The 17,596-nt window shown below is 73.0% G+C and carries 17 protein-coding genes; 8 read left to right on the top strand and 9 right to left on the bottom strand.

Features of this window, described 5'->3' with window-relative positions:
• Nucleotides 1-12: 12 nt before the first annotated feature.
• The 4 genes from AB0N03_RS38390 to AB0N03_RS38375 are packed head-to-tail and all read right to left on the bottom strand — an operon-like array spanning nt 13 to nt 2,200.
• Entirely contained in the window at nt 13-738 is a 726-nt protein-coding gene (locus tag AB0N03_RS38390) for an ESX secretion-associated protein EspG (RefSeq protein WP_364382806.1), read from the bottom strand.
• A complete protein-coding gene (locus AB0N03_RS38385; RefSeq protein WP_364382803.1) occupies nt 735-1,292 on the bottom strand; it encodes a PPE domain-containing protein in 558 nt (185 codons plus the stop codon). The genes AB0N03_RS38390 and AB0N03_RS38385 overlap by 4 nt, the downstream gene beginning before the upstream one ends.
• 16 nt (nt 1,293-1,308) lie before the next feature.
• A complete protein-coding gene (locus AB0N03_RS38380; RefSeq protein WP_364382801.1) occupies nt 1,309-1,848 on the bottom strand; it encodes a DUF3558 domain-containing protein in 540 nt (179 codons plus the stop codon).
• Between the two features lie 4 nt (nt 1,849-1,852).
• Nucleotides 1,853-2,200 (bottom strand): hypothetical protein, encoded by a 348-nt coding sequence (locus AB0N03_RS38375; RefSeq protein ID WP_364382798.1) that lies wholly within the window; start codon nt 2,198-2,200, stop codon nt 1,853-1,855.
• A 306-nt stretch (nt 2,201-2,506) separates the two neighbouring features.
• Between AB0N03_RS38375 and AB0N03_RS38370 the strand changes: the two genes are divergently transcribed.
• From AB0N03_RS38370 to AB0N03_RS38355, 4 genes are read left to right on the top strand one after another with little or no spacing between them, the layout of a single operon-like run.
• Nucleotides 2,507-3,577, top strand: coding sequence for a MoxR family ATPase (locus AB0N03_RS38370; RefSeq protein ID WP_364382795.1), 1,071 nt, complete (start codon nt 2,507-2,509; stop codon nt 3,575-3,577).
• A gap of 26 nt (nt 3,578-3,603) precedes the next feature.
• Nucleotides 3,604-4,878: a DUF58 domain-containing protein gene (locus AB0N03_RS38365; protein ID WP_364382792.1), complete on the top strand. Its 1,275-nt coding sequence runs from the start codon at nt 3,604-3,606 to the stop codon at nt 4,876-4,878.
• Complete coding sequence (locus AB0N03_RS38360; protein ID WP_364382789.1) at nt 4,875-5,177, top strand: hypothetical protein; 303 nt, start codon at nt 4,875-4,877, stop codon at nt 5,175-5,177. Before AB0N03_RS38365 ends, AB0N03_RS38360 begins: the two co-directional genes overlap by 4 nt.
• The gene (locus AB0N03_RS38355) at nt 5,174-7,663 is read left to right on the top strand and encodes a DUF3488 and transglutaminase-like domain-containing protein (RefSeq protein ID WP_364382786.1); all 2,490 of its coding nucleotides are present in this window, start codon (nt 5,174-5,176) and stop codon (nt 7,661-7,663) included. Before AB0N03_RS38360 ends, AB0N03_RS38355 begins: the two co-directional genes overlap by 4 nt.
• A 225-nt stretch (nt 7,664-7,888) precedes the next feature.
• Here the strand turns inward: AB0N03_RS38355 and AB0N03_RS38350 are convergent, their stop codons facing one another.
• From AB0N03_RS38350 to AB0N03_RS38340, 3 genes are all read right to left on the bottom strand, one after another.
• Complete coding sequence (locus AB0N03_RS38350) at nt 7,889-8,293, bottom strand: DUF3040 domain-containing protein (RefSeq protein WP_364382783.1); 405 nt, start codon at nt 8,291-8,293, stop codon at nt 7,889-7,891.
• A 376-nt stretch (nt 8,294-8,669) separates the two neighbouring features.
• Nucleotides 8,670-9,884: a DNA polymerase IV gene (gene dinB / locus AB0N03_RS38345; protein ID WP_364382956.1), complete on the bottom strand. Its 1,215-nt coding sequence runs from the start codon at nt 9,882-9,884 to the stop codon at nt 8,670-8,672.
• 106 nt (nt 9,885-9,990) lie between these two features.
• On the bottom strand, nt 9,991-10,716 hold the full coding sequence (locus tag AB0N03_RS38340; RefSeq protein ID WP_364382780.1) for a methyltransferase domain-containing protein: 726 nt from the start codon (nt 10,714-10,716) through the stop codon (nt 9,991-9,993).
• A 106-nt stretch (nt 10,717-10,822) separates the two neighbouring features.
• Between AB0N03_RS38340 and AB0N03_RS38335 the strand changes: the two genes are divergently transcribed.
• From AB0N03_RS38335 to AB0N03_RS38320, 4 genes are all read left to right on the top strand, one after another.
• Entirely contained in the window at nt 10,823-11,716 is an 894-nt protein-coding gene (locus AB0N03_RS38335) for a ParA family protein (protein WP_364382953.1), read from the top strand.
• A gap of 3 nt (nt 11,717-11,719) precedes the next feature.
• Nucleotides 11,720-12,529 carry a DNA-formamidopyrimidine glycosylase family protein gene (locus tag AB0N03_RS38330; RefSeq protein ID WP_364382777.1) on the top strand — a complete coding sequence of 270 codons (810 nt, stop codon included), beginning with the start codon at nt 11,720-11,722 and terminating at the stop codon, nt 12,527-12,529.
• Nucleotides 12,530-13,045: 516 nt separating this feature from the next.
• Nucleotides 13,046-13,606: a GNAT family protein gene (locus AB0N03_RS38325; RefSeq protein ID WP_364382774.1), complete on the top strand. Its 561-nt coding sequence runs from the start codon at nt 13,046-13,048 to the stop codon at nt 13,604-13,606.
• Between the two features lie 65 nt (nt 13,607-13,671).
• A complete protein-coding gene (locus AB0N03_RS38320; protein ID WP_364382772.1) occupies nt 13,672-14,715 on the top strand; it encodes a quinone-dependent dihydroorotate dehydrogenase in 1,044 nt (347 codons plus the stop codon).
• Here the strand turns inward: AB0N03_RS38320 and AB0N03_RS38315 are convergent.
• A complete protein-coding gene (locus AB0N03_RS38315; RefSeq protein WP_364382769.1) occupies nt 14,681-16,120 on the bottom strand; it encodes an amidase family protein in 1,440 nt (479 codons plus the stop codon). The two genes, AB0N03_RS38320 and AB0N03_RS38315, sit on opposite strands and share 35 nt — an antisense overlap.
• Before the next feature lie 466 nt (nt 16,121-16,586).
• Nucleotides 16,587-17,579 carry a hypothetical protein gene (locus tag AB0N03_RS38310; RefSeq protein ID WP_364382766.1) on the bottom strand — a complete coding sequence of 331 codons (993 nt, stop codon included), beginning with the start codon at nt 17,577-17,579 and terminating at the stop codon, nt 16,587-16,589.
• Nucleotides 17,580-17,596: the final 17 nt, after the last annotated feature.

The raw sequence follows: 17,596 nt of genomic DNA, 5'->3' as shown, positions 1-17,596 counted from the left end.
CGGGACCGGCGGTCAGGACTCCGGGGTGAGCAGGGAGGCGACGCGGGAAGCGAGCCGCGCGCTGTCGACCGGGGTCACGTTCACCCACTCCACCCCACCCCGCCCCGCGGTCTTCGTCGCGCAGTAAGCCCCCACGTCGGTGTCGAACCAGGTCACCCCGCCCACCCGCGAAACCCGCCCCGAAGCCGAACGCCGGCTCACGCTGAACTGCCCCGCCGCATACACCGGCCGGGCCTGGATGGCCAAGACCTCCTGCTGCTGAGCCGAAGCCGAACGCGAAGCGGAAGACGAACCCGCAAGCGCCGAAGCCGCCAAGTTGACCCCATAGCCAGGCCCCGCCGTCAGCTCGGGCAGGACGTCGACCAGTGCCGTGCACACCTCGCTCGAGCGGATCGAGTCCAGGCCGATCGTCTGCTCCGGCTGGGTCGCCAGCACACCTCGGCTGCCGCGGGTCGCCGTCACCGCGCGGAACGGTGCCGGCGCCGTCATGTCCGCCAGCGCCTCGCACGCCACGAACACGTCGCCCTCCGCGAGGACTTCCAGGCGCGCGACCAGCGCCGGTGCCAAAGCGCCGTCGTAGAGACCCCGCTCGGCGAGGTTCTCGTACACCGCCTTCCGCACCTCGGCGCGCTCTTCGTCGGTGCCGCCGACGCTGCGCACGGTCAGCGGCTCCGGCGGCCGGTCGTGGCCGAGGTCGGTCCAGAGGATGTCGAACGCCGACGCCGAGACGCGGATCAAGCCGGCCCCAGCGTCGGTGGGTCCGCGAACGACTCGGCGGGCACGTGCCCGCGCAGGGCCGCGTCGCGGGTCCGCATGACGTCGATCGCCTTCTGCCGCGCGGCCTCCGCCTCGGCCCGGCGGGCCGCCATCTCGTCGGCCAGCCCGGCCAGGACGAGCACGTTCCCGGACGACGCGGCCTCGCGGATCATCGACGCCGGGTCGTACGTCACCGGCGGCGGCATGTCGGCGCGGGCCCGCGCGGCCGCGTCCGCCTGCGCGCCGACCGCGCCACCCACCGACGCCGACACCGCGGCCGAGTGCGAAAGCCACTGCGCGGCCCGGCCCACCGCTTCCCGCGCCGCGTCCCCCGCGGCGCCGCGCCAGTTCTCCTCCGACGAGGCCACCAGCGCGGCGAGGTCCGCCGTCGACTCGTGCAGCCGTTTCGCCAGCCCCTCCCAGCGCGCGCCCGCTTCGCCCGCGGCGACCGGGTCGTTGTCCCGCTCGACCTCCGCGGCCATCGTCTCGTGGCTGTAGGCCTCGTACCTCGCGGTAGGCACAGGGGGTTCGGACACGGCGCACCTCTCGGGTTCAGGGCAGCTTGGGCTCGACCAGCCCGGCCACCGTGCCCGCGCGGCGGCACGCGAGCGGGGTGTCCGAGAAGCCGGTGTTGCTGACGTCGATCTGGACGCTGGCCGTGTCGCCCACCCCGAGCAGCACGGCGCAGGTGCCGTCGGCGGCTTCCTTGTCCGCCACCTGCAACGCCGGGTGCGCGCCGACCTTCGTCTTGGTGGCCGTCTTCTTCGCGACCTCGAGGTCGGCCAGGCCGTCGGTCTCGCTGAGGGTCACGGTGACGCCGAAGGCGCCGGGCACGGTCCAGTCGCACGCGCGGGCGCCGGCGATCTCCTTGGGCTTGCCCAGCACGCTCACCCCGGCGGTCGAGCGGTCCTGCGGGCCGAGCAGCGCGCAGGGGTCGATCGCGGCGAGGCCGGTCCACGCGACGACGGGCGGGGACGCGGGCGTGGCGGTGGCCTCCGCCGAGGTGTGCCCGGCGGCGGCCGGCCGGGTGGCTGGCTGCTGCCCGCACCCGGCGGCCAGCACGAGCAGGGCCGCGACCCACAGCAGTCGCATCCGATCAGCCACCCGTGCAGTCCACCCCTTCGGCCGCCTGCTCGTCGGCGTGCTGGTACTTCGCCAGCGCCTGGCCGATCCGGTGCTTGAGCGTCTCGAGCTCCTTGCCGAACGCCGTCAGCTGCCGGACGGCCGAGCCCTGCCCGCCGATGCCGTACTCGGCCATGAACTTGCCGAGCTCCCCGGCGTACCCGCCGCCGAGCGGCACGCTCCGGCCGAGCACCTTGGCTTCGCGGACCATCTCGCCGACGGCGTCCTGCAGGGCGCCGATCTTCGCGTAGGCATCCGTCGCCAGCTCGGGCGCGACCGCGAACCCGCGGACGTCGTACGTCTGCTGCCGCACCTCGCTCATGAGCGGTTACGCCTCTCTGTAGCCGGGCGAACTCGTATCGGAGCATAGAACAGAGCAGGGTGTCAGCGGGAGCACCCAGAATCGGGTGACAACGCACCCATTCGGGGTATCGTCCCTGCTTGCGCAGTGTCATCGACCGACGTGCCGGGCGTGATCCCCCGGGCTTCGCGGGGTTCCGCCCCCAGGTTCGCCCGGGTTTGACACACTGGATGGAAGGCTGGTCGCTGCGCGCGGACAGCAGCGAGGGGGCCGATCGGGCCCGGCGGTGCGCACCGAGCGCGCGGCCATGCGCCACCAGGAGGTCGAGTGACGTCGAGAATCCAGTCTGCGACGCCCGGATCGGGCGAGCAGGCATCCGGGCGACCGCCTTATCCGGCGGAGTCCTCGGGCAACGGCCGGGCCAACGGCCGCCCCGCCAGAGTGTCGCTGGACGAACTGCACGAGACCGCGCGGCGGATCGCCGCGAACGTGGAGCGGGTGCTGGTCGGCAAGCCCGACGTCATCCGGATCGCGCTGGTCACGTTGCTCGCCGAAGGCCACCTGCTGGTCGAGGACGTGCCCGGCGTCGGGAAGACGTCGCTGGCCAAGGCCCTCGCGCGGTCGATCGACTGCACGGTCAGCCGCATCCAGTTCACCCCGGACCTGCTGCCGAGCGACGTCACCGGCGTCTCCATCTACAACCGGCAGAGCGGCGGGTTCGAGTTCCGCCCCGGCCCGGTGTTCGCGAACATCGTGGTGGGCGACGAGATCAACCGCGCCTCGCCGAAGACGCAGTCGGCGCTGCTGGAGTGCATGGAAGAGCACCAGGTCACCGTCGACACCTCGACCTACCACCTCGAGGAGCCGTTCATGGTGATCGCCACCCAGAACCCGATCGAGATGGAAGGCACCTACGCGCTGCCCGAAGCCCAGCGCGACCGGTTCACCGCGCGGGTCTCCATCGGCTACCCCGACCAGCAGGCCGAGCTGGCCATGGTCGACGAGCACGCCGGGCACAACCCGATGGACGACCTGCAGCCGGTTTCCGACGGCGAGACCGTGCACCGGCTGATCGAGACGGTCCGCGCCGTGCACATGGCGCCGGAGGTGCGCCGCTACGCCGTCGACGTCGTCTCGGCCACCCGCCAGGTCCCGGAGATCCGGCTCGGCGCGTCCCCGCGCGCGACGCTGCACCTCGTCCGCGCGGCGCGGGCGCAGGCAGCGCTGTCGGGCCGCGACTACGTCGTGCCCGACGACCTGCACACGGTCGCGGTGCCGGTGCTGGCGCACCGCCTGGTGCTGACCACCGAGGCCCACGCGGCGCGCCGGTCGGCGACCGACGTCGTGCGGGCGGTGCTGCACCGGGTGCCGGTGCCGCAGGGCTCCCGGCCCCAGTAACGCACCGGCGAAGGGGAGACAACGACGTGCTGCGTGCCCTGTCCGGCCTGACCACCCGCGGCCGCTGCCTGCTGGCCGCGGGGCTGGCGGCCGCGGTGTGCTCGTTCGTGCTCAACGAACGCGACCTGCTGCGGGTCGCCGTCTTCGTGGTGGGGCTGCCGCTGCTGGTCGCCGCGTTCATCTCGGCGACCCGGCTGCGCATCGGCGCCACCCGCGCGCTGCACCCCCAGCGGGTCGCGGTGGGCGGCAACGGCGAAGTGCAGCTGGAACTGTGGCGCAGCGGGCGCCTGCCGGCCGGCGAGATCCTCCTCGAGGACGGCGTGCCGTACGCGCTGGGCTCGCGGCCCCGGTTCGTCGTCGAACGCCTCCCGCACGACCGGCGGGTCGCGCTGCGCTACCCGCTGCAGCCGGTGCTGCGCGGGATCCAGCAGGTCGGGCCGCTGCGCGCGACCATCACCGACCCGTTCGGGCTCTGCGAGTTCGAGCGTGAGCTGATCGGGCACTCGCGGCTGGTCGTCGTCCCCCGGGTGGTCCCGCTGTGGGGCCTGCCGAGCGGCGCGGGCATCGGCGTCGGCGACGACGGCACGGTCCGGCTGCACGCCGGGCAGGGCGAGGCCGACGTCATCGTCCGGCAGTACCGCCAGGGCGACGACCTGCGGAAGGTGCACTGGCGCTCGACCGCCCGCCGCGACGAGATCATGGTGCGCGTCGAGGAGCGGCCGTGGCGCGGCGGCACCACGGTGCTGCTCGACCACCGGGCCGCCGCCCACCACGGCAGCGGCCCGGCCGCGAGCCTGGAGTGGGCCGTGTCCTTCGCCGCTTCGGCCGCGCTGCACCTGCGCCGGGCCGGGCACCGCGTCCGGCTGGTCAGCGAACACGGGGCCACGCTCGCCGACACCCCCGGCGACGGCGGCGACCACTACGACCACGTCGTGCTCGACGCGCTGGCCGCGCTGCAGCCCGCGCACCAGCGCGACATCACGCTGGCGAGCGACCCGGCCGACGGCCAGGAGCTGGTCGCCGTGCTCGGCACGGTCAGCACCGAGGCCGTGCGCGAGCTGGCCCAGTTCCGCCCCCGCGGCATCCGCAGCCTCGCCGTCCTGCTCGACACGCCCACGTGGTCGGCCGGGGTGAGCGCGCCCGAGCAGCGGGCCGCCGCCACGGAGGATTCGGCCGCGCTGCTGCGCGCGTCCGGCTGGGGCGTGGTGATCGCCGGCCCCGGCTCGCCGATGCCCCAGGTGTGGGCCGAGCTGTGCCAGGCGGGCGCCCGCCGCGGCACGCTGATCGGCGGTCCGCGATGAGCACGCACCCCCGCCACCGCCACCCCGCATCACGGCCCGCGAAAAGCACCGACGCCACCTCGGCCCCCGACCGGCAGCCCGCGACCAGCACGCCCGCAGGCCACCGCCGTCTGGCGAAGCAGCCCGCGACCAGCACGTACGCCCGCCACTCGGCACCGCGGCCCGCGAAAAGCACCGACGCCACCCCGACCCCCGACCGGCAGCCCGCGACCAGCACGCCCGCCTTGTACCGCCACCCCGCACCGCGGCCCGCGATCACCCTGTCCGCCGCCTCGACCCGGATCGGCGGTACCCGATGAGCACCGCCGCCCCGCCGCGTCCGTCCGCGACCCCGCCGCGGCGCCCCTCCTCCCAGCACCCCCTCTCCGCCTGGCGCGGCAGCCTGCTCGCGCCGGCCGCCGCCGGGATCGCGACGCTCTGCGCCGCCACCTCGGTGACCAGCGTCGTCTCGGGCCTGGCCTGGTTCGGCTACCTGTTCGTCGCGGTCCTGCTGATCGCCGCGACCGGCCTGGCCCTGCGCTCGCTGCAGGTGCCGACCGTGCTGGTCGGCCTCGGCCAGCTGCTCGTGCTGCTCTTCCTGATCACCGGCGCGTTCACCACGCACGGGATCCTGCAGGTCATCCCCGGCCCGGAAGCGTTCGGCGAGATCGGGAGCACGCTCTCGGCCGCCGCCGAGCAGATCCGCGTCGGGCTGCCGCCGGTCGAGGGCAGCCAGCCGATCCTGTGCCTCGTGACGATCCTGGTCGGCCTGGTCGCCGTCCTCGTCGACACGCTGACGGTGGCCGCCGCGGCCCCGGCCGCGACCGGGCTCGTGCTGCTCTGCGTCTACGCCGTGCCGGCCGCGTTGAGCGAGGAAATGCTGCCGTGGTGGACCTTCCTGCTCGGCGGGGCCGCGTTCGCCGGCCTGCTGGCGGTCGACGGCAACCACCGGCACCGGCGCTGGCGGACCCGGGAAGCGCCCGGGCGCAGCGGCAAGCCGGGCGTGCTGTCCGCGCCGGTCGCGGTCGTGGCCGCGGCGATCGTGCTCGGCCTGTTCGGCGGCGCGATCACCTGGGTCGGCACGGTCGGGCGGATCCCGTTCGGCAACGGCGGCGACGGCCCGGGCGCGGGCGCCGGCGGGTTCGGCATCCAGCCGTTCACGGAGCTGCGCGGCATGCTCGACCAGGGGTCCAACCGCGAGCTGTTCAAGGTCCGCGGCCTCGGTACCGACCGGCGCCTGCTGCGCGCGATGACGCTGGACACCTACTACCCGAACAAGGGCTGGGGCCTGCACGACGAAGGCCGTTCGCAGCAGGGCGTCCCGGTCGGGCCGCAGCTGCCGCCCGCCCCCGGCGACGACGGCAGCGGTGCCGCGCGCCGGATCGACGTCGAGCCGGCGAGCTGGCGCGACAACTGGCTGCCGGTGTACGGCGCGCCGCGGGTGATCGACGGCGCCGCCAACGGCTACCTCTACGACCAGGTCAGCGGCACGGTGTTCACCACGCGCAGCGAGGTTCCGCCGTCCTACACCGAATACGCGTCGCTGAAGGAGCCCACGGCCGGGGAGCTGCGCGTGACCCCGCAGGTCGACGACCTGCCGCCGCGCTACCTCCAGATCGACCGCGTCGACGACCGCGTCCGCGCGAAGACGCAGCAGCTGATCGCCGCCGAGTCCAACGACTTCGACCGCGCGTCGGCGATCTGGCGGTACTTCACCGCGCAGAACGGCTTCGTCTACGACACGAAGACCGCGCCGGCGAACGACGCCGACGCGCTCGCGGACTTCATCCTCAAGGGCAAGCGCGGCTTCTGCGAGCAGTTCGCGTCGGCGATGGCCGTGATGCTGCGGGTGGCGGGCATTCCGTCGCGGGTGGCCATCGGGTTCACGCCCGGGGTGCCGGTCAACGACTACCTCTCGATCAGCACCCAGGACGCGCACGCGTGGGTGGAGGCGTACTTCGGCGACAAGGGCTGGGTGACGTTCGACCCGACGCCGCTGTCCGACGGCCGCGGCATCACTCCGTCGTACCTGCAGGCCGGCACGCAGGACGGCAACCAGCCCGACGACACGCAGGTGGCGCCGAGCACGGTCCAGTCGAGCGCGGCGCCGACCGGCGCGCCCCGCGACACCGAGCAGAACCAGCAGGCGCAGGACCAGCAGGCCGCCGACGAGGGCCCGCCCGGCTGGGTGTGGGTGCTCGTCGTGGCCCTGGTCGTGCTCGCGCTGGCGGCGACGATCCTGGTGGTCGCCGGCGGGCGCCGCAGACGGCCGGACCGCGAACCCGCGTCCACCGGTTTCGCGGCGCTGCTGAGGAACTGGCTGCCGCTGATCGCCGCCGCGCTGTGGGTGGCGGTGCTCGGCGTGCTGACGTGGCTGGTGGCCTGGTGGTTCAGCCTGATCGTGGTGCTGCTGCTGGCCGGGTTGCTGGGTCCGTCGGCGGCGCGCGACGTCGGCCGGCGCCGTCGGCTGCAGGAGATCGTCGCGCAGCGCCCGGGCGCGGCGGACGCGGCGTGGTCCGAGCTGCGGGCCGAGTGCGCCGACCGCGGGCTGCCGATCCCGCCGAGCGACACGGTCCGCGTGGCCGGTCAGAAGCTGGCGGCGAAGCACCACCTGGACGACGAGGGCCGCGACGGCTTGCGCACGGTGATCGGCGTGGTGGAGAAGTCGTGGTACGGCGAGGACGGCCAAGCCGACCCGACGCTCCCCCCGGCGTTCGACCACCTGCGGCGGAGCCTGCACCGGAACGCCCCGCTGTCCTGGAAGGGCCGGCTGTTCCCGAAGTCCCTGTTCCGCAACCGCGACTGAGGTAGGCCCCGACGGGCATCTCGCGTGATCAGAAGGGCATCACGCGTGTCTGGCGGGGCATCTCACGCGCGACACCGTCTCGATCACGTGGTCACGCGGGTCCCCCGGCCGGGCGTCACCCGCTGTCACCGTCGCTCTCGTCGGACCGTGGGACGGGCTGAGCACACAAGAAGATCCGCGTCCCACCGCGGGCGGCGGGACGCGGATCTCTGTGGTCTGGCGGCGCTACTGCTCCTCGAAGCGCTGGCGGAAGCGCTCTTCCATGCGCTGGGTGAAGGAACTCCGGCGGCCCGGCTGCTTGGCTCCGCGAGCTCCCGATCCACCGCCCTTGCCGTCCGATTCGGCGCCGTGCCGGATCGATGTGACGGCCAACATGACCCCGAAGAACATCACGAGGAACCCGAGCACGCTGATCAGCGGGATGTCGGCCACCCGGAACTGCGGCACCACCACGCCCAGCACCAGCAGGGCCACGCCCACCGCGAACAGGGCGATGCCCTGGATACGCCGTCGGCGAGCGGGGCGACGCAACCGGGTGCCACGCACCGTGGATGCGAACTTGGGGTCCTCGGCATAGAGCTCGCGCTCGATCTGATCGAGCAGCCGCTGCTCATGCTCGGAGAGTGGCATCTTTCCTCCTCCGGCACAGCTGTCGCGGGCGCCGGGCCGCGCAACGTTCTGGACCCAACAGCCAACCCCAGGCGGGGTGGCACTGTCCAGGATACGAGGCCCGCGCCCGGACGACTACCCGATCCCGCATCCAGAAGGGATCGAATTGGGCTAAATCCCGCCGGAGCGGGGTTGCGGACGGTCACCGCCACCGAAAGTGACCGATTCACGGCCTGTGCGGCGATGTGGGGGACGGTTACCGAGCCGAAGATCACGCGGAGTGCGTGACGCTCGCCGGGGCGGCCTGCGGCAGCGGAGGTCCGGCTCGGATCGAAAGCAAGCGAAGCCGCGCGAGCCACGACTTCCGCCGCCGTGTGCACCGATCAGCCGCTCCGGCTCACTCCTCCCGCGGCCCCAGCAGCGACGCCGGCCGCACCGCCGCGGACCCGAACTTCGACCGCGCCACGTCGGCCGCCACCTCCGCGTCCCGCCACCTCGGGGCCGGGGAGTCGAACACCAGCTGCTCCCCCGCCTCTCCCGTGTCCAGCCCCTCCACCCGCACCCCGATCAACCGGACCGCACCCGTCGGCGCGTGCGCCGTGAGCAACGCCACCGCCACCGCGTGGATCTCGCGCGCCACGTCCGTCGCCGAGACCAGCGTTCGCGCCCGCGTGATGGTGTGGAAGTCCGCGAACCGCACCTTGATCGACACCGTGCGGCCGCGCACGCCCCGCTCCCGCAGCGTCGCCCCGACCCGCGACGCCAGGCGCAGCAGCTCCAGGCCCAGCTCGGCGCGGGAATGGCGGTCGACGTCGAACGTGTGCTCCGCGCCGATCGACTTCTCCGGCGAGTCGACGACCACCGACCGCTCGTCGACGCCGTGCGCGAGCCGGTACAGGTGCTCGCCCGCCGCCACGCCCAGCGACTTCTTCAGCCGCTCCGGCGGGAACGCCGCGACGTCGGCGATCGTGCCCAGCCCCAGCCGCCGCAGGTGTTCCTCCGTCCGCGCGCCGACGCCCCACAGCGCCGACACCGGCAGCGGGTGCAGGAACGCCAGGGTCTCCGCCGCGGGCACCACGACCATGCCGTCCGGCTTCGCCATCCCCGACGCCAGCTTCGCGACGAACTTGACCTTCGCCACTCCGACCGAGCAGGTGATCCCGTGCTCGGCCTCGACCCGCGAGCGGATCCGCGCGCCCAGCGAAGCCGGCGTCGCGCCCAGGCGCCGCAAAGCCCCGCTGACGTCCAAGAACGCCTCGTCGAGGCTCAACGGCTCGACCAGCGGGGTCAGCTCGCGGAAGATGCCCATCACCCCGTGGGAAACCTCGCTGTAGAGCCCGCCGGTCGGCGGGATGTTGATCAAGTGCGGGCACAGCCGCTTCGCCGTCGAGAACGGCATCGCCGAGCGCACGCCGAACTTCCGCGCCGGGTAGTTCGCCGCCGCCACGACCGCTCGCGGCCCGCCGCCGGACACGACGACCGGCTGGTCCGCCAGCTCGGGCCGCGTGCGCAGCTCGACCGACACGAAGAACGCGTCCATGTCGACGTGCAGCATCCCGCACCCGGTGTCGTCCGGCGGCGGTTCCCCCGGCCGGACGCGGAACCGGCCCATCCCGCCCGGCAGCTCAGCATTTCGCCCCACGATCAGGACGCTACCGGCCACCACCGACAGTTTCGGATCAGCAGCGGCGCCACGGCCGAAACCCGCCGGAAGAAGATCAAGCGAGCCGCGCGACCGCGTGCAGCCGGCCGGCGATGTCCCGCAGCGCCGGCGACCCCGCCGCCACCCGCTCGAACTCGGCCAGCTCGTCCTCGCGGACGTCGCCGCCGACCAGGTCCGAGATCACCCGGTCGCCCTGCAGCAGCGTCACCGCCAGGCCGGCGGCCTCCAGGTCGGCACGCAGGCCGGCGGCGGAGAACCGGCGCAGCACCGTGTCGCCCGGGACGGCCCCGTCCGCGCTCTCGAGCAGCCGCTGGGCCTCGCCCACCCGGCCCGAAAGCGCGCGGTGCAGCACCGCCGCGTGCCGGTTCGCGACCAGCACGGACACCGCTCCGCCCGGCGCGACCGCCGTGGCCAGCGCGGTGAGCACCGCGGCCGGGTCGTCGACGATCTCCAGCAGCCCGTGCGCCAGCACCAGGTCGGCCGAGCCGGCCTCGACGTACCGGCCGAGCGCGTCCGAGTCGTCCGCGACGACCGTGATCAGCTCGGAGACGCCCTCTTCCTCGGCCCGGCGCTGCAGCGTGGCCAGTGCGTTCGGGCTCGGCTCGACGACGGTCACCCGGCAGCCCGCCGCCGCGAACGGCACCGCCCAGCCGCCGCTGCCGCCACCCACGTCGACGACGCGGGGGTGCTCGGCGCCCCGGGCGCGGGCGGCCTTCAGCTCGGCCTCGAGCACCCGGCGGACGGCGCCCGAACCCCGGGCGGCCACGGTCTCCGTCTTCATGCCGCACAGGGTAGTGCCCGCCCCGGTCCGCTTCCCCGGCTCCTCCCTTCGAGTGAACGCCCCTTGCCCGGCGGCGCGCCCGGCCCGCACCCGTAGGCTGGTGAACGTGCACACGGTCGCCGTACTCAGCCTCAAGGGAGGCGTCGGCAAGACGACGGTCGCTCTCGGTATCGCGTCCGCCGCCCTGCGTAGGGGCACGCGAACGCTGGTCGTGGACCTCGACCCGCAGGGCAACGCCACGACCTCGCTCGACCCGCCGTACACCGACGCAACCCTCGCCGACGTGCTCGAGAACCCCACGCGCGAGATGCTGGAACGCGCCATCGCGCCGAGCGTCTGGGGCGAGGACGTCGACGTCCTCGTCGGCACCGAAGAACTGGAACTGCTCAACGACCCCGACGCCGGCAGCGAGCGCCTGGCGAACTTCTCCCGCGCGCTGGACGAGCTGCACCGCACGCCGCTGCGCGAGACGCCGTACGAGCTGGTGATCCTCGACTGCCCGCCCTCACTGGGCCGGCTGACGAAGTCGGCGCTGGTCGGCGCGGACAGCGCGCTGATCGTCACCGAGCCGACGATCTACGCCGTCGCCGGCGCGAACCGGGCCCTGGAAGCGATCGAGAAGATCCGCAAGGAGCTCAACCCGGACCTGCGCGCGATCGGCGTCCTGGTGAACAAGCTGCGCGTGCGGTCCTACGAGCACCAGTTCCGGATCGCCGAGCTGCGCGACAACTTCGGCTCGCTGGTGATGCCGACCGCGATCCCCGACCGGCTGGCCGTGCAGCAGGCGCAGGGCGCGTGCAGCCCGATCCACGAGTGGCATTCGCCCGGCGCGCAGGAGATCGCGCTGACGTTCAACATGGTGCTGGCCAAGATCCTGCGCTCCAACCGGGCGGGCCGCCACCGCATCGCCGGCGAAGAGCCCGAAGGCCCGGACTGGCCCGAGGGCCCGGCCCCGGAGACGCCCGAGGCCCCGGCCGAGGTGTCCGAATCCGCGGGGTGAGCCGTGCCCGAAGGTGACACCGTGTACCTCGTCGGGAAGCGCTTCGACCGGGCACTCGCGGGCAAGACGTTGCTGCGCGGCCAGTTCCGGGTGCCGCAACTGGCCACTGTGGACCTGACCGGCCGCGAGGTGCTCGGCGTCGGGACGGTCGGCAAGCACCTGTTCACCCGCTTCTCCGGCGACCTCACCCTGCATTCGCACCTGATGATGGACGGCATGTGGGACGTCTACCCCGCCGGCGCGAAGTGGCGGCGGCCCGGCCACCACGCCCGCGTCGTCCTGACCGCGGCCGACGTCCAGGTGATCGGTTTCCGCGTCCACGACCTCAAGCTCGTGGCCACGCCCAAGGAACGCGACCTCGTCGCCCACCTCGGCCCGGACCTGCTGGATCCACAGTGGACGGACGAGCACGCGGCCCGCGCGGCGGCGGCCCTGGCCGCCGACCCCGGGCGCGAGCTGGGCCTGGCCCTGCTCGACCAGCGCGTGATGGCGGGCGTCGGGAACCTCTACAAGTGCGAGATCGCCTTCCTGCTCGGCGTGACGCCGTGGACGCCGATGTCCGAAGTGGACGCACGTGCCACGGTCGCGCTGGCCCGCAAGCTCTTGCTGGCCAACGCCTCCGCCGGGCGCTTCGACCAGAGCACGACCGGCCACCTCGACCGCAACCGAAAGAACTGGGTCTACGAGCGCACCCGCCAGGGCTGCTTCCGCTGCGGCGGCAAGGTCCAGGTCCGCACCCAGGGTCACGACGTCCAGCGGCGGCCGACGTGGTTCTGCCCGAAAGACCAGCACGGTCCCGCTCCCGCGAGCTGAGCCGAGTCCGTGCCGTCGTTCGAGCGCCCGCTCCACGGCTGTTCGCGCAGCGCGAACGCGGTCCTGAAGACCGAGATCACAGCTGTGTCTTCGGAAAATGACGTTGCCGGAGACCGGGATCTTCGCCTAGCGTGGCAGTACACGAGAGAGGAGGTGGTCCAAAGTTGTATATCGACAGGACTCGTGAGGTGGCTGTCCGCTAGCGGATGGCACGTGGAGGACTTTGAGCAGCGCTACAGCTGAGCCACCTTCGGCTCATCGCCTGCTCCACGTGATGCCTGATAGCGAATACCAGGCAGTCACCGTGCTCCCGGGGTTTCCGAGCACCAGTCCGGCTCGGACTCGGACGTTTGACGGCGTTCGAGAGGCACCCCGGGGGTTCCTTCATGCGCTCATTTGTGCAGGTCACACCGCCTGCCGGCGCTGAGTGACCGCCCGGCGATCCGACCACGGGATTCGACGAACGCCGTACTCCGCTCTGTCCCCCGGACGGCTGAAGGTCGCTAGCCTGGAAGCATGCTCAGGCCCGACTACCCGATCACCACGGCTCGGCTGCTCCTGCGCCCGTTCACGCCCGACGACCTCGACGCGCTGAACTCCTTCCAGTCCCGCGCCGACGTCGCCCGCTACCTGTACTGGGGCCCGCGCAGCCGCGCCGAATCGGCCGCGGCACTGGCGAAACGGGTGCACAGCTCGACGTTGACCAAGGAAGGGCAGTTCCTGGCCGTGGCGGTCGAACTGGCCTCGACCGGGCAGCTGATCGGCGACCTGAACCTGGAGTGGCTCAGCAGCGAGCACCGGCAGGGCGAGATCGGGTTCGTCTTCCACCCGGACCACCACGGCAAGGGCCTCGCCGCGGAAGCGACCACGGAGCTGCTGCGGCTGGGCTTCGAGGACCTGGGGCTGCACCGCATCATCGGCCGGTGCGACGGCCGCAACACCGCGTCCGCCGCGCTGATGGAGCGCCTCGGGATGCGCGAGGAAGCGCACCTGAAGGAGAACGAGATCGTCAAGGGCGAGTGGACCGACGAGCTGATCTACGCGATGCTCGAAGACGAGTGGAAGGACCGCGACTAGTGGTCCCCTTCACGCGGGGGTGACGCTCCGGTCGCGCGGTTCGCGCGGTTTGACAGCATGGGGGCGTGTTCTTCGACAAGATCATCCGCCCGGCGCTGTACCGGCTGTCCTACCACGACCCCGAGCTGGTGCACGAGCGCACGATCAGCGTCCTCGCGCGGCTCGGCAAGGTCGCGCCCGCGGTCGGCGGCGCCCTGCGGATCGACGACCCGGTGACCGTGCTGGGCCTGCGCTTCCCCAACCGCGTCGGCCTGGCCGCCGGAATGGACAAGAACGGCCGCGCGCTGCCCGCGTGGGCCGCGCTCGGCTTCGGTTTCATCGAGGTCGGCACGGTGACGCGGCTGGCCCAGCCGGGCAACCCGAAGCCCCGCCTGTTCAGCCTCCCCGCCAGCGACGCGGTGATCAACCGCATGGGCTTCAACAACGACGGCGCGGAAGCCCTGTCCGCCAAGCTCGCCCGCGACGGGAAACCCGGCGTGCCGCTCGGGATCAGCATCGGCAAGTCGAAGGTGACGCCTCTCGAAGACGCCGTCGAGGACTACCGCTTCTCCCTGCGCGCCCTGTACCCATACGCCGACTACTTCGCCGTCAACGTCAGCTCGCCGAACACCCCGGGGCTGCGGCAGCTGCAGGACCGCGCCGCGCTCGGCGAGCTGCTCGGTGAGCTGCGCACGACGGTCACGGAGCTAGCGGGGTCGGGCACCCCGACACCGATCCTGGTGAAGGTCGCGCCGGACCTGACCGACGACGCCCTGGGCGAGCTCCTGGAGGTCGCCCTCGAGCACGGCGTCGCCGGGATCATCGCCACGAACACGACGCTCGCCCGCGACGGCATCGCGCCCGCGGAGAGCGGCCTGGCCGGACAGGGGGGAGGCCTGTCCGGCCGGCCGCTGACCACCCGCGCGGCGCAAGTCGTGCGGTTCGTGCACGACCACACCGGCGGGAGCCTGCCGATCATCGGCGTCGGGGGAATCCTGGGCCCGGACGACGCCGCCGCGCTGGTGGACGCGGGGGCGTCGCTCGTGCAGCTCTACACCGGGTTCGCGCTGCACGGGCCGGGCCTGGTGCGCCGGGTCAGCCGGGGTCTCGCGGCCCGGCGGTCGAGGTGAACCGGACGTAGCCGCGCCAGGATTCGTAGCGGTCCAGACCGGTCCCGGACGCGTGCGGATCGCACCGGACCGCCAGCGGCCTCGAGCCGTCGTCGAGCTCGACGCGGTCCAGCACGAAGGGCTTCTTCAGCGTGGTGACGAACCGCTCGAACGCGGCCGGGGACAGCCGCCAGCACTCGCCGTCCAGAACGCTTTCGCCCTCCAGCACGCCGGGCTGCGGCGGTACGGTGTCCAGCAGCACCATCCGGTAACCCTCGGTGGTCCGGACCGGCCGGGTGAACCGGGCACCGAGCTCGGTGAGCCGGGCGTTGAGCGGCTGGCCGCGCAGGTGCGCACCGAACACGACGACGTCCTCGCCCGGTTCCGGGTAGGGCGTCATGGGCTCGTCGGTGCACACCGTCGCGAGGTCCAGGCCGATCTGGTCCTCGAACGCCCGCGTCAGGAACGTGACGCCGAACGGGCGCTGGTCGCCCGGCAGCACCGGGACGGTGACCGCCGCCAGGTCGAGCAGGTTCGCGAAGGCGGTGCAGTGGGCCAGGCGGTGGTGCACCGTGGCCGGGTCGGCCAGGGCCTCGGCGAGCTCCGGGTGGTCCGGCACGGTGGGCAGGAGGAGCGCGTCGAAACCTTCCGGCACCCCGGCCGGGACGGCGACCGGTTCGAGGACGACGCCCGCCGCCGTCAGCCGCTTCACGGTGTTCTCGAACGCGATGGACGCGGCGGGGCTCAGCGGCAAGTCGCTCGCGTACGCGACGCGCGGGTGTTCGCCGGCGCCGAGGCGGACGTCGGCGGGCCAGGTGCGCGTCGCGGAGAAGCCGTCCGGTCCGGTCATCAGGACGAGTGCGCGACGCCCGGCGACCAGGCCGTTCGTGTACACGGAGACGGCTTCGGAGGCGCGGACGCCGGTCATCGGCAGCAGGCCGCGGGTCGGTTTCAGCGCGACGACGGCGTTCAGGGCGGCCGGGATGGCGCCCGCGGTGCTCAGCGCCAGGTCGACGATGCCCAGCGCGACGGCGACGGCCGCGCCGCGGCCACCGGTCTTCGTCCGGTCCCAGGCCGAGGCCACGGTGGCGGCGCCGGTCTTGCCGAGCACGACGGCACCGGCCGCGGTGAGCCGGGAGACGACCGTGGCACTGGTTTCGGGGACCGAGCGGCCGGACGGCTGCCCGGCGACGTCGATCAGCTCCGGCACGGCGATGACGGTGCCCGCCAGCGGCAGGTCCTCCCCCGCCTGGACGCGTTCTTCGACGGCCTTGGCGTCGACGAGGACGTCTTCGACCGCGCGGAGGGTGGACCAGAGTTCGGGACGGTTCGCTTCGGTGATGCGCTCGAAGGCCGCGATGACGCGCTGCGACGCGGTGGGCGGGGTCGGCGGGGTGGGATCCGGGTCCGGCGGGAGCGTGTTCACGGGGCGTCCTTCCCTCGGCGATCGAGAAAGTCCACTGTGTACGGTCGGCGCCGGCGATCCTCAAAGCACGGCGGGCCTCCCGGCGAGTGACACCTCTGCATGCATGACAGAAACGTTAGGTGGTCGACGTTTCCGTAGCCAGCTGTTTCCGATTACGCGCGGGTTTCGGCACCAAGAGGTGAACAGGGCACGACGCCGGGGTGAAACGCACGATCACGCACGTCGGGTGACGAAAGCCGGATTCCGCCGAATCCGGCACCCGAACGGCCGAGTTTGAGATCCCAACGGCCCAGCGAAGCCCGAATCCGCGTGATCAGGGGGTCGACGCGCGTGATTGGACGGTCGACACGCGTGATCAGGGGGTCGACACCCTGCGGCGGGGCCCGCTTTGCCGTGTCGACCCTTCAATCACGCGTGTCGACTCCTCAATCACGCGTGTCGACCCTTCGGTCACGCCGGGGCCGGGTCAGGAGAGTTCGCGCAGGGCCATGGCCAGGCCGGCCAGGCGGTCGGTGGCGTCGGTGAGGGCCTGTTTGGACGTCACCAGGCCGTCGCTCGACGCGGCGACCGTGTGGCCGGCCGCGGCGACCAGGCCGCGGTAGCCCTCGAGGCCGTCTTCGAGCTGTTCGCGGAGCTTGCCGACCGCCGCGTCCAGGGCGGCCTTCTCGCGGGCCGGGGCGGAGTTGCGGCCGCGTTCGATCGCCTGGATGCGGCCCGCCAGGCCGCGCAGGGCGCCCGCGGCTTCGGCGGCGGTCTGCCGCGCGTCGGCGACGGACACTTCGGACACCGGCGTCGTGCCCACCGAGGACGGTACGGAGAGCTGGCGCAGCAGCTCGCCCAAGGATGCCTCGCACTCCGCCAGCCGTTCCATCGGCTCGCGCGCCGCGGACCCCGCGGGCGGCAGCGGCGGCGGGCCGGCCGGTGCGGCAGGAAGCGGGACGCGCTTGAGTTCACGCAGCTTGAGTCCGCTTCGGACGCCGAACGTGCCGAAGACGACGGCTCCGGCGAACGCCATGATCGCCTGCGGCATCATCGGCGAGCCGGCGGCGCTCATCCAGCCCAGCCCGGCCGCCACGGCCAGGACGCCGCACAGGATCGTCAGCAGGATCCAGAGCGTCATCGCGCGCGACGTCCGGCGCTTGCGGCGTTCCAGCTTCGCGGCCGGGTGGTTCCACCGGTCCCACTTGGCGCGGGCCTCGGCGAACGCCGGGACCTGGTTCGCCACCGTCGAGAAGGTCGCCGACACGTCGGGCCGCCGCACCGGGGGCCGCTGCAGCGGGTTCGGCCGGGGACGCTGCGGTGCGGGCTTCCCGCCGGCCTGATCGGCCGGCGGGAAGTACTTCTGCACCTTTTGGAGCTTTTCCTGGGCGCGCACGGCGTAGTCGGGCAGCTTCTCGATGTGCTTCTCCAGCTTCGCGCTGAACTCGCTGAAGTCGCGTCGTCTGCCCTGCTGTCCCATGCTCGCCCCCTTCGACT

This window comes from Amycolatopsis sp. NPDC051061 (assembly GCF_040682935.1).
In the GTDB taxonomy this organism is placed as follows: Bacteria; Actinomycetota; Actinomycetes; order Mycobacteriales; family Pseudonocardiaceae; genus Amycolatopsis.
Note: the sequence above shows the minus strand (reverse complement) of the source record. Positions and strands in the feature narration are given on the sequence as shown.

Excerpts from the sequence above, each read along its gene's own strand:
- AB0N03_RS38380 (WP_364382801.1), bottom strand. The coding sequence starts at position 1,848 with ATGCGACTGCTGTGGGTCGCGGCCCTGCTCGTGCTGGCCGCCGGGTGC.
- AB0N03_RS38375 (WP_364382798.1), bottom strand. The coding sequence starts at position 2,200 with ATGAGCGAGGTGCGGCAGCAGACGTACGACGTCCGCGGGTTCGCGGTC.
- AB0N03_RS38360 (WP_364382789.1), top strand. The coding sequence starts at position 4,875 with ATGAGCACGCACCCCCGCCACCGCCACCCCGCATCACGGCCCGCGAAA.
- AB0N03_RS38355 (WP_364382786.1), top strand. The coding sequence starts at position 5,174 with ATGAGCACCGCCGCCCCGCCGCGTCCGTCCGCGACCCCGCCGCGGCGC.
- AB0N03_RS38350 (WP_364382783.1), bottom strand. The coding sequence starts at position 8,293 with ATGCCACTCTCCGAGCATGAGCAGCGGCTGCTCGATCAGATCGAGCGC.
- dinB (WP_364382956.1), bottom strand. The coding sequence starts at position 9,884 with ATGGGCCGGTTCCGCGTCCGGCCGGGGGAACCGCCGCCGGACGACACC.
- AB0N03_RS38340 (WP_364382780.1), bottom strand. The coding sequence starts at position 10,716 with ATGAAGACGGAGACCGTGGCCGCCCGGGGTTCGGGCGCCGTCCGCCGG.
- AB0N03_RS38325 (WP_364382774.1), top strand. The coding sequence starts at position 13,046 with ATGCTCAGGCCCGACTACCCGATCACCACGGCTCGGCTGCTCCTGCGC.
- AB0N03_RS38310 (WP_364382766.1), bottom strand. The coding sequence starts at position 17,579 with ATGGGACAGCAGGGCAGACGACGCGACTTCAGCGAGTTCAGCGCGAAG.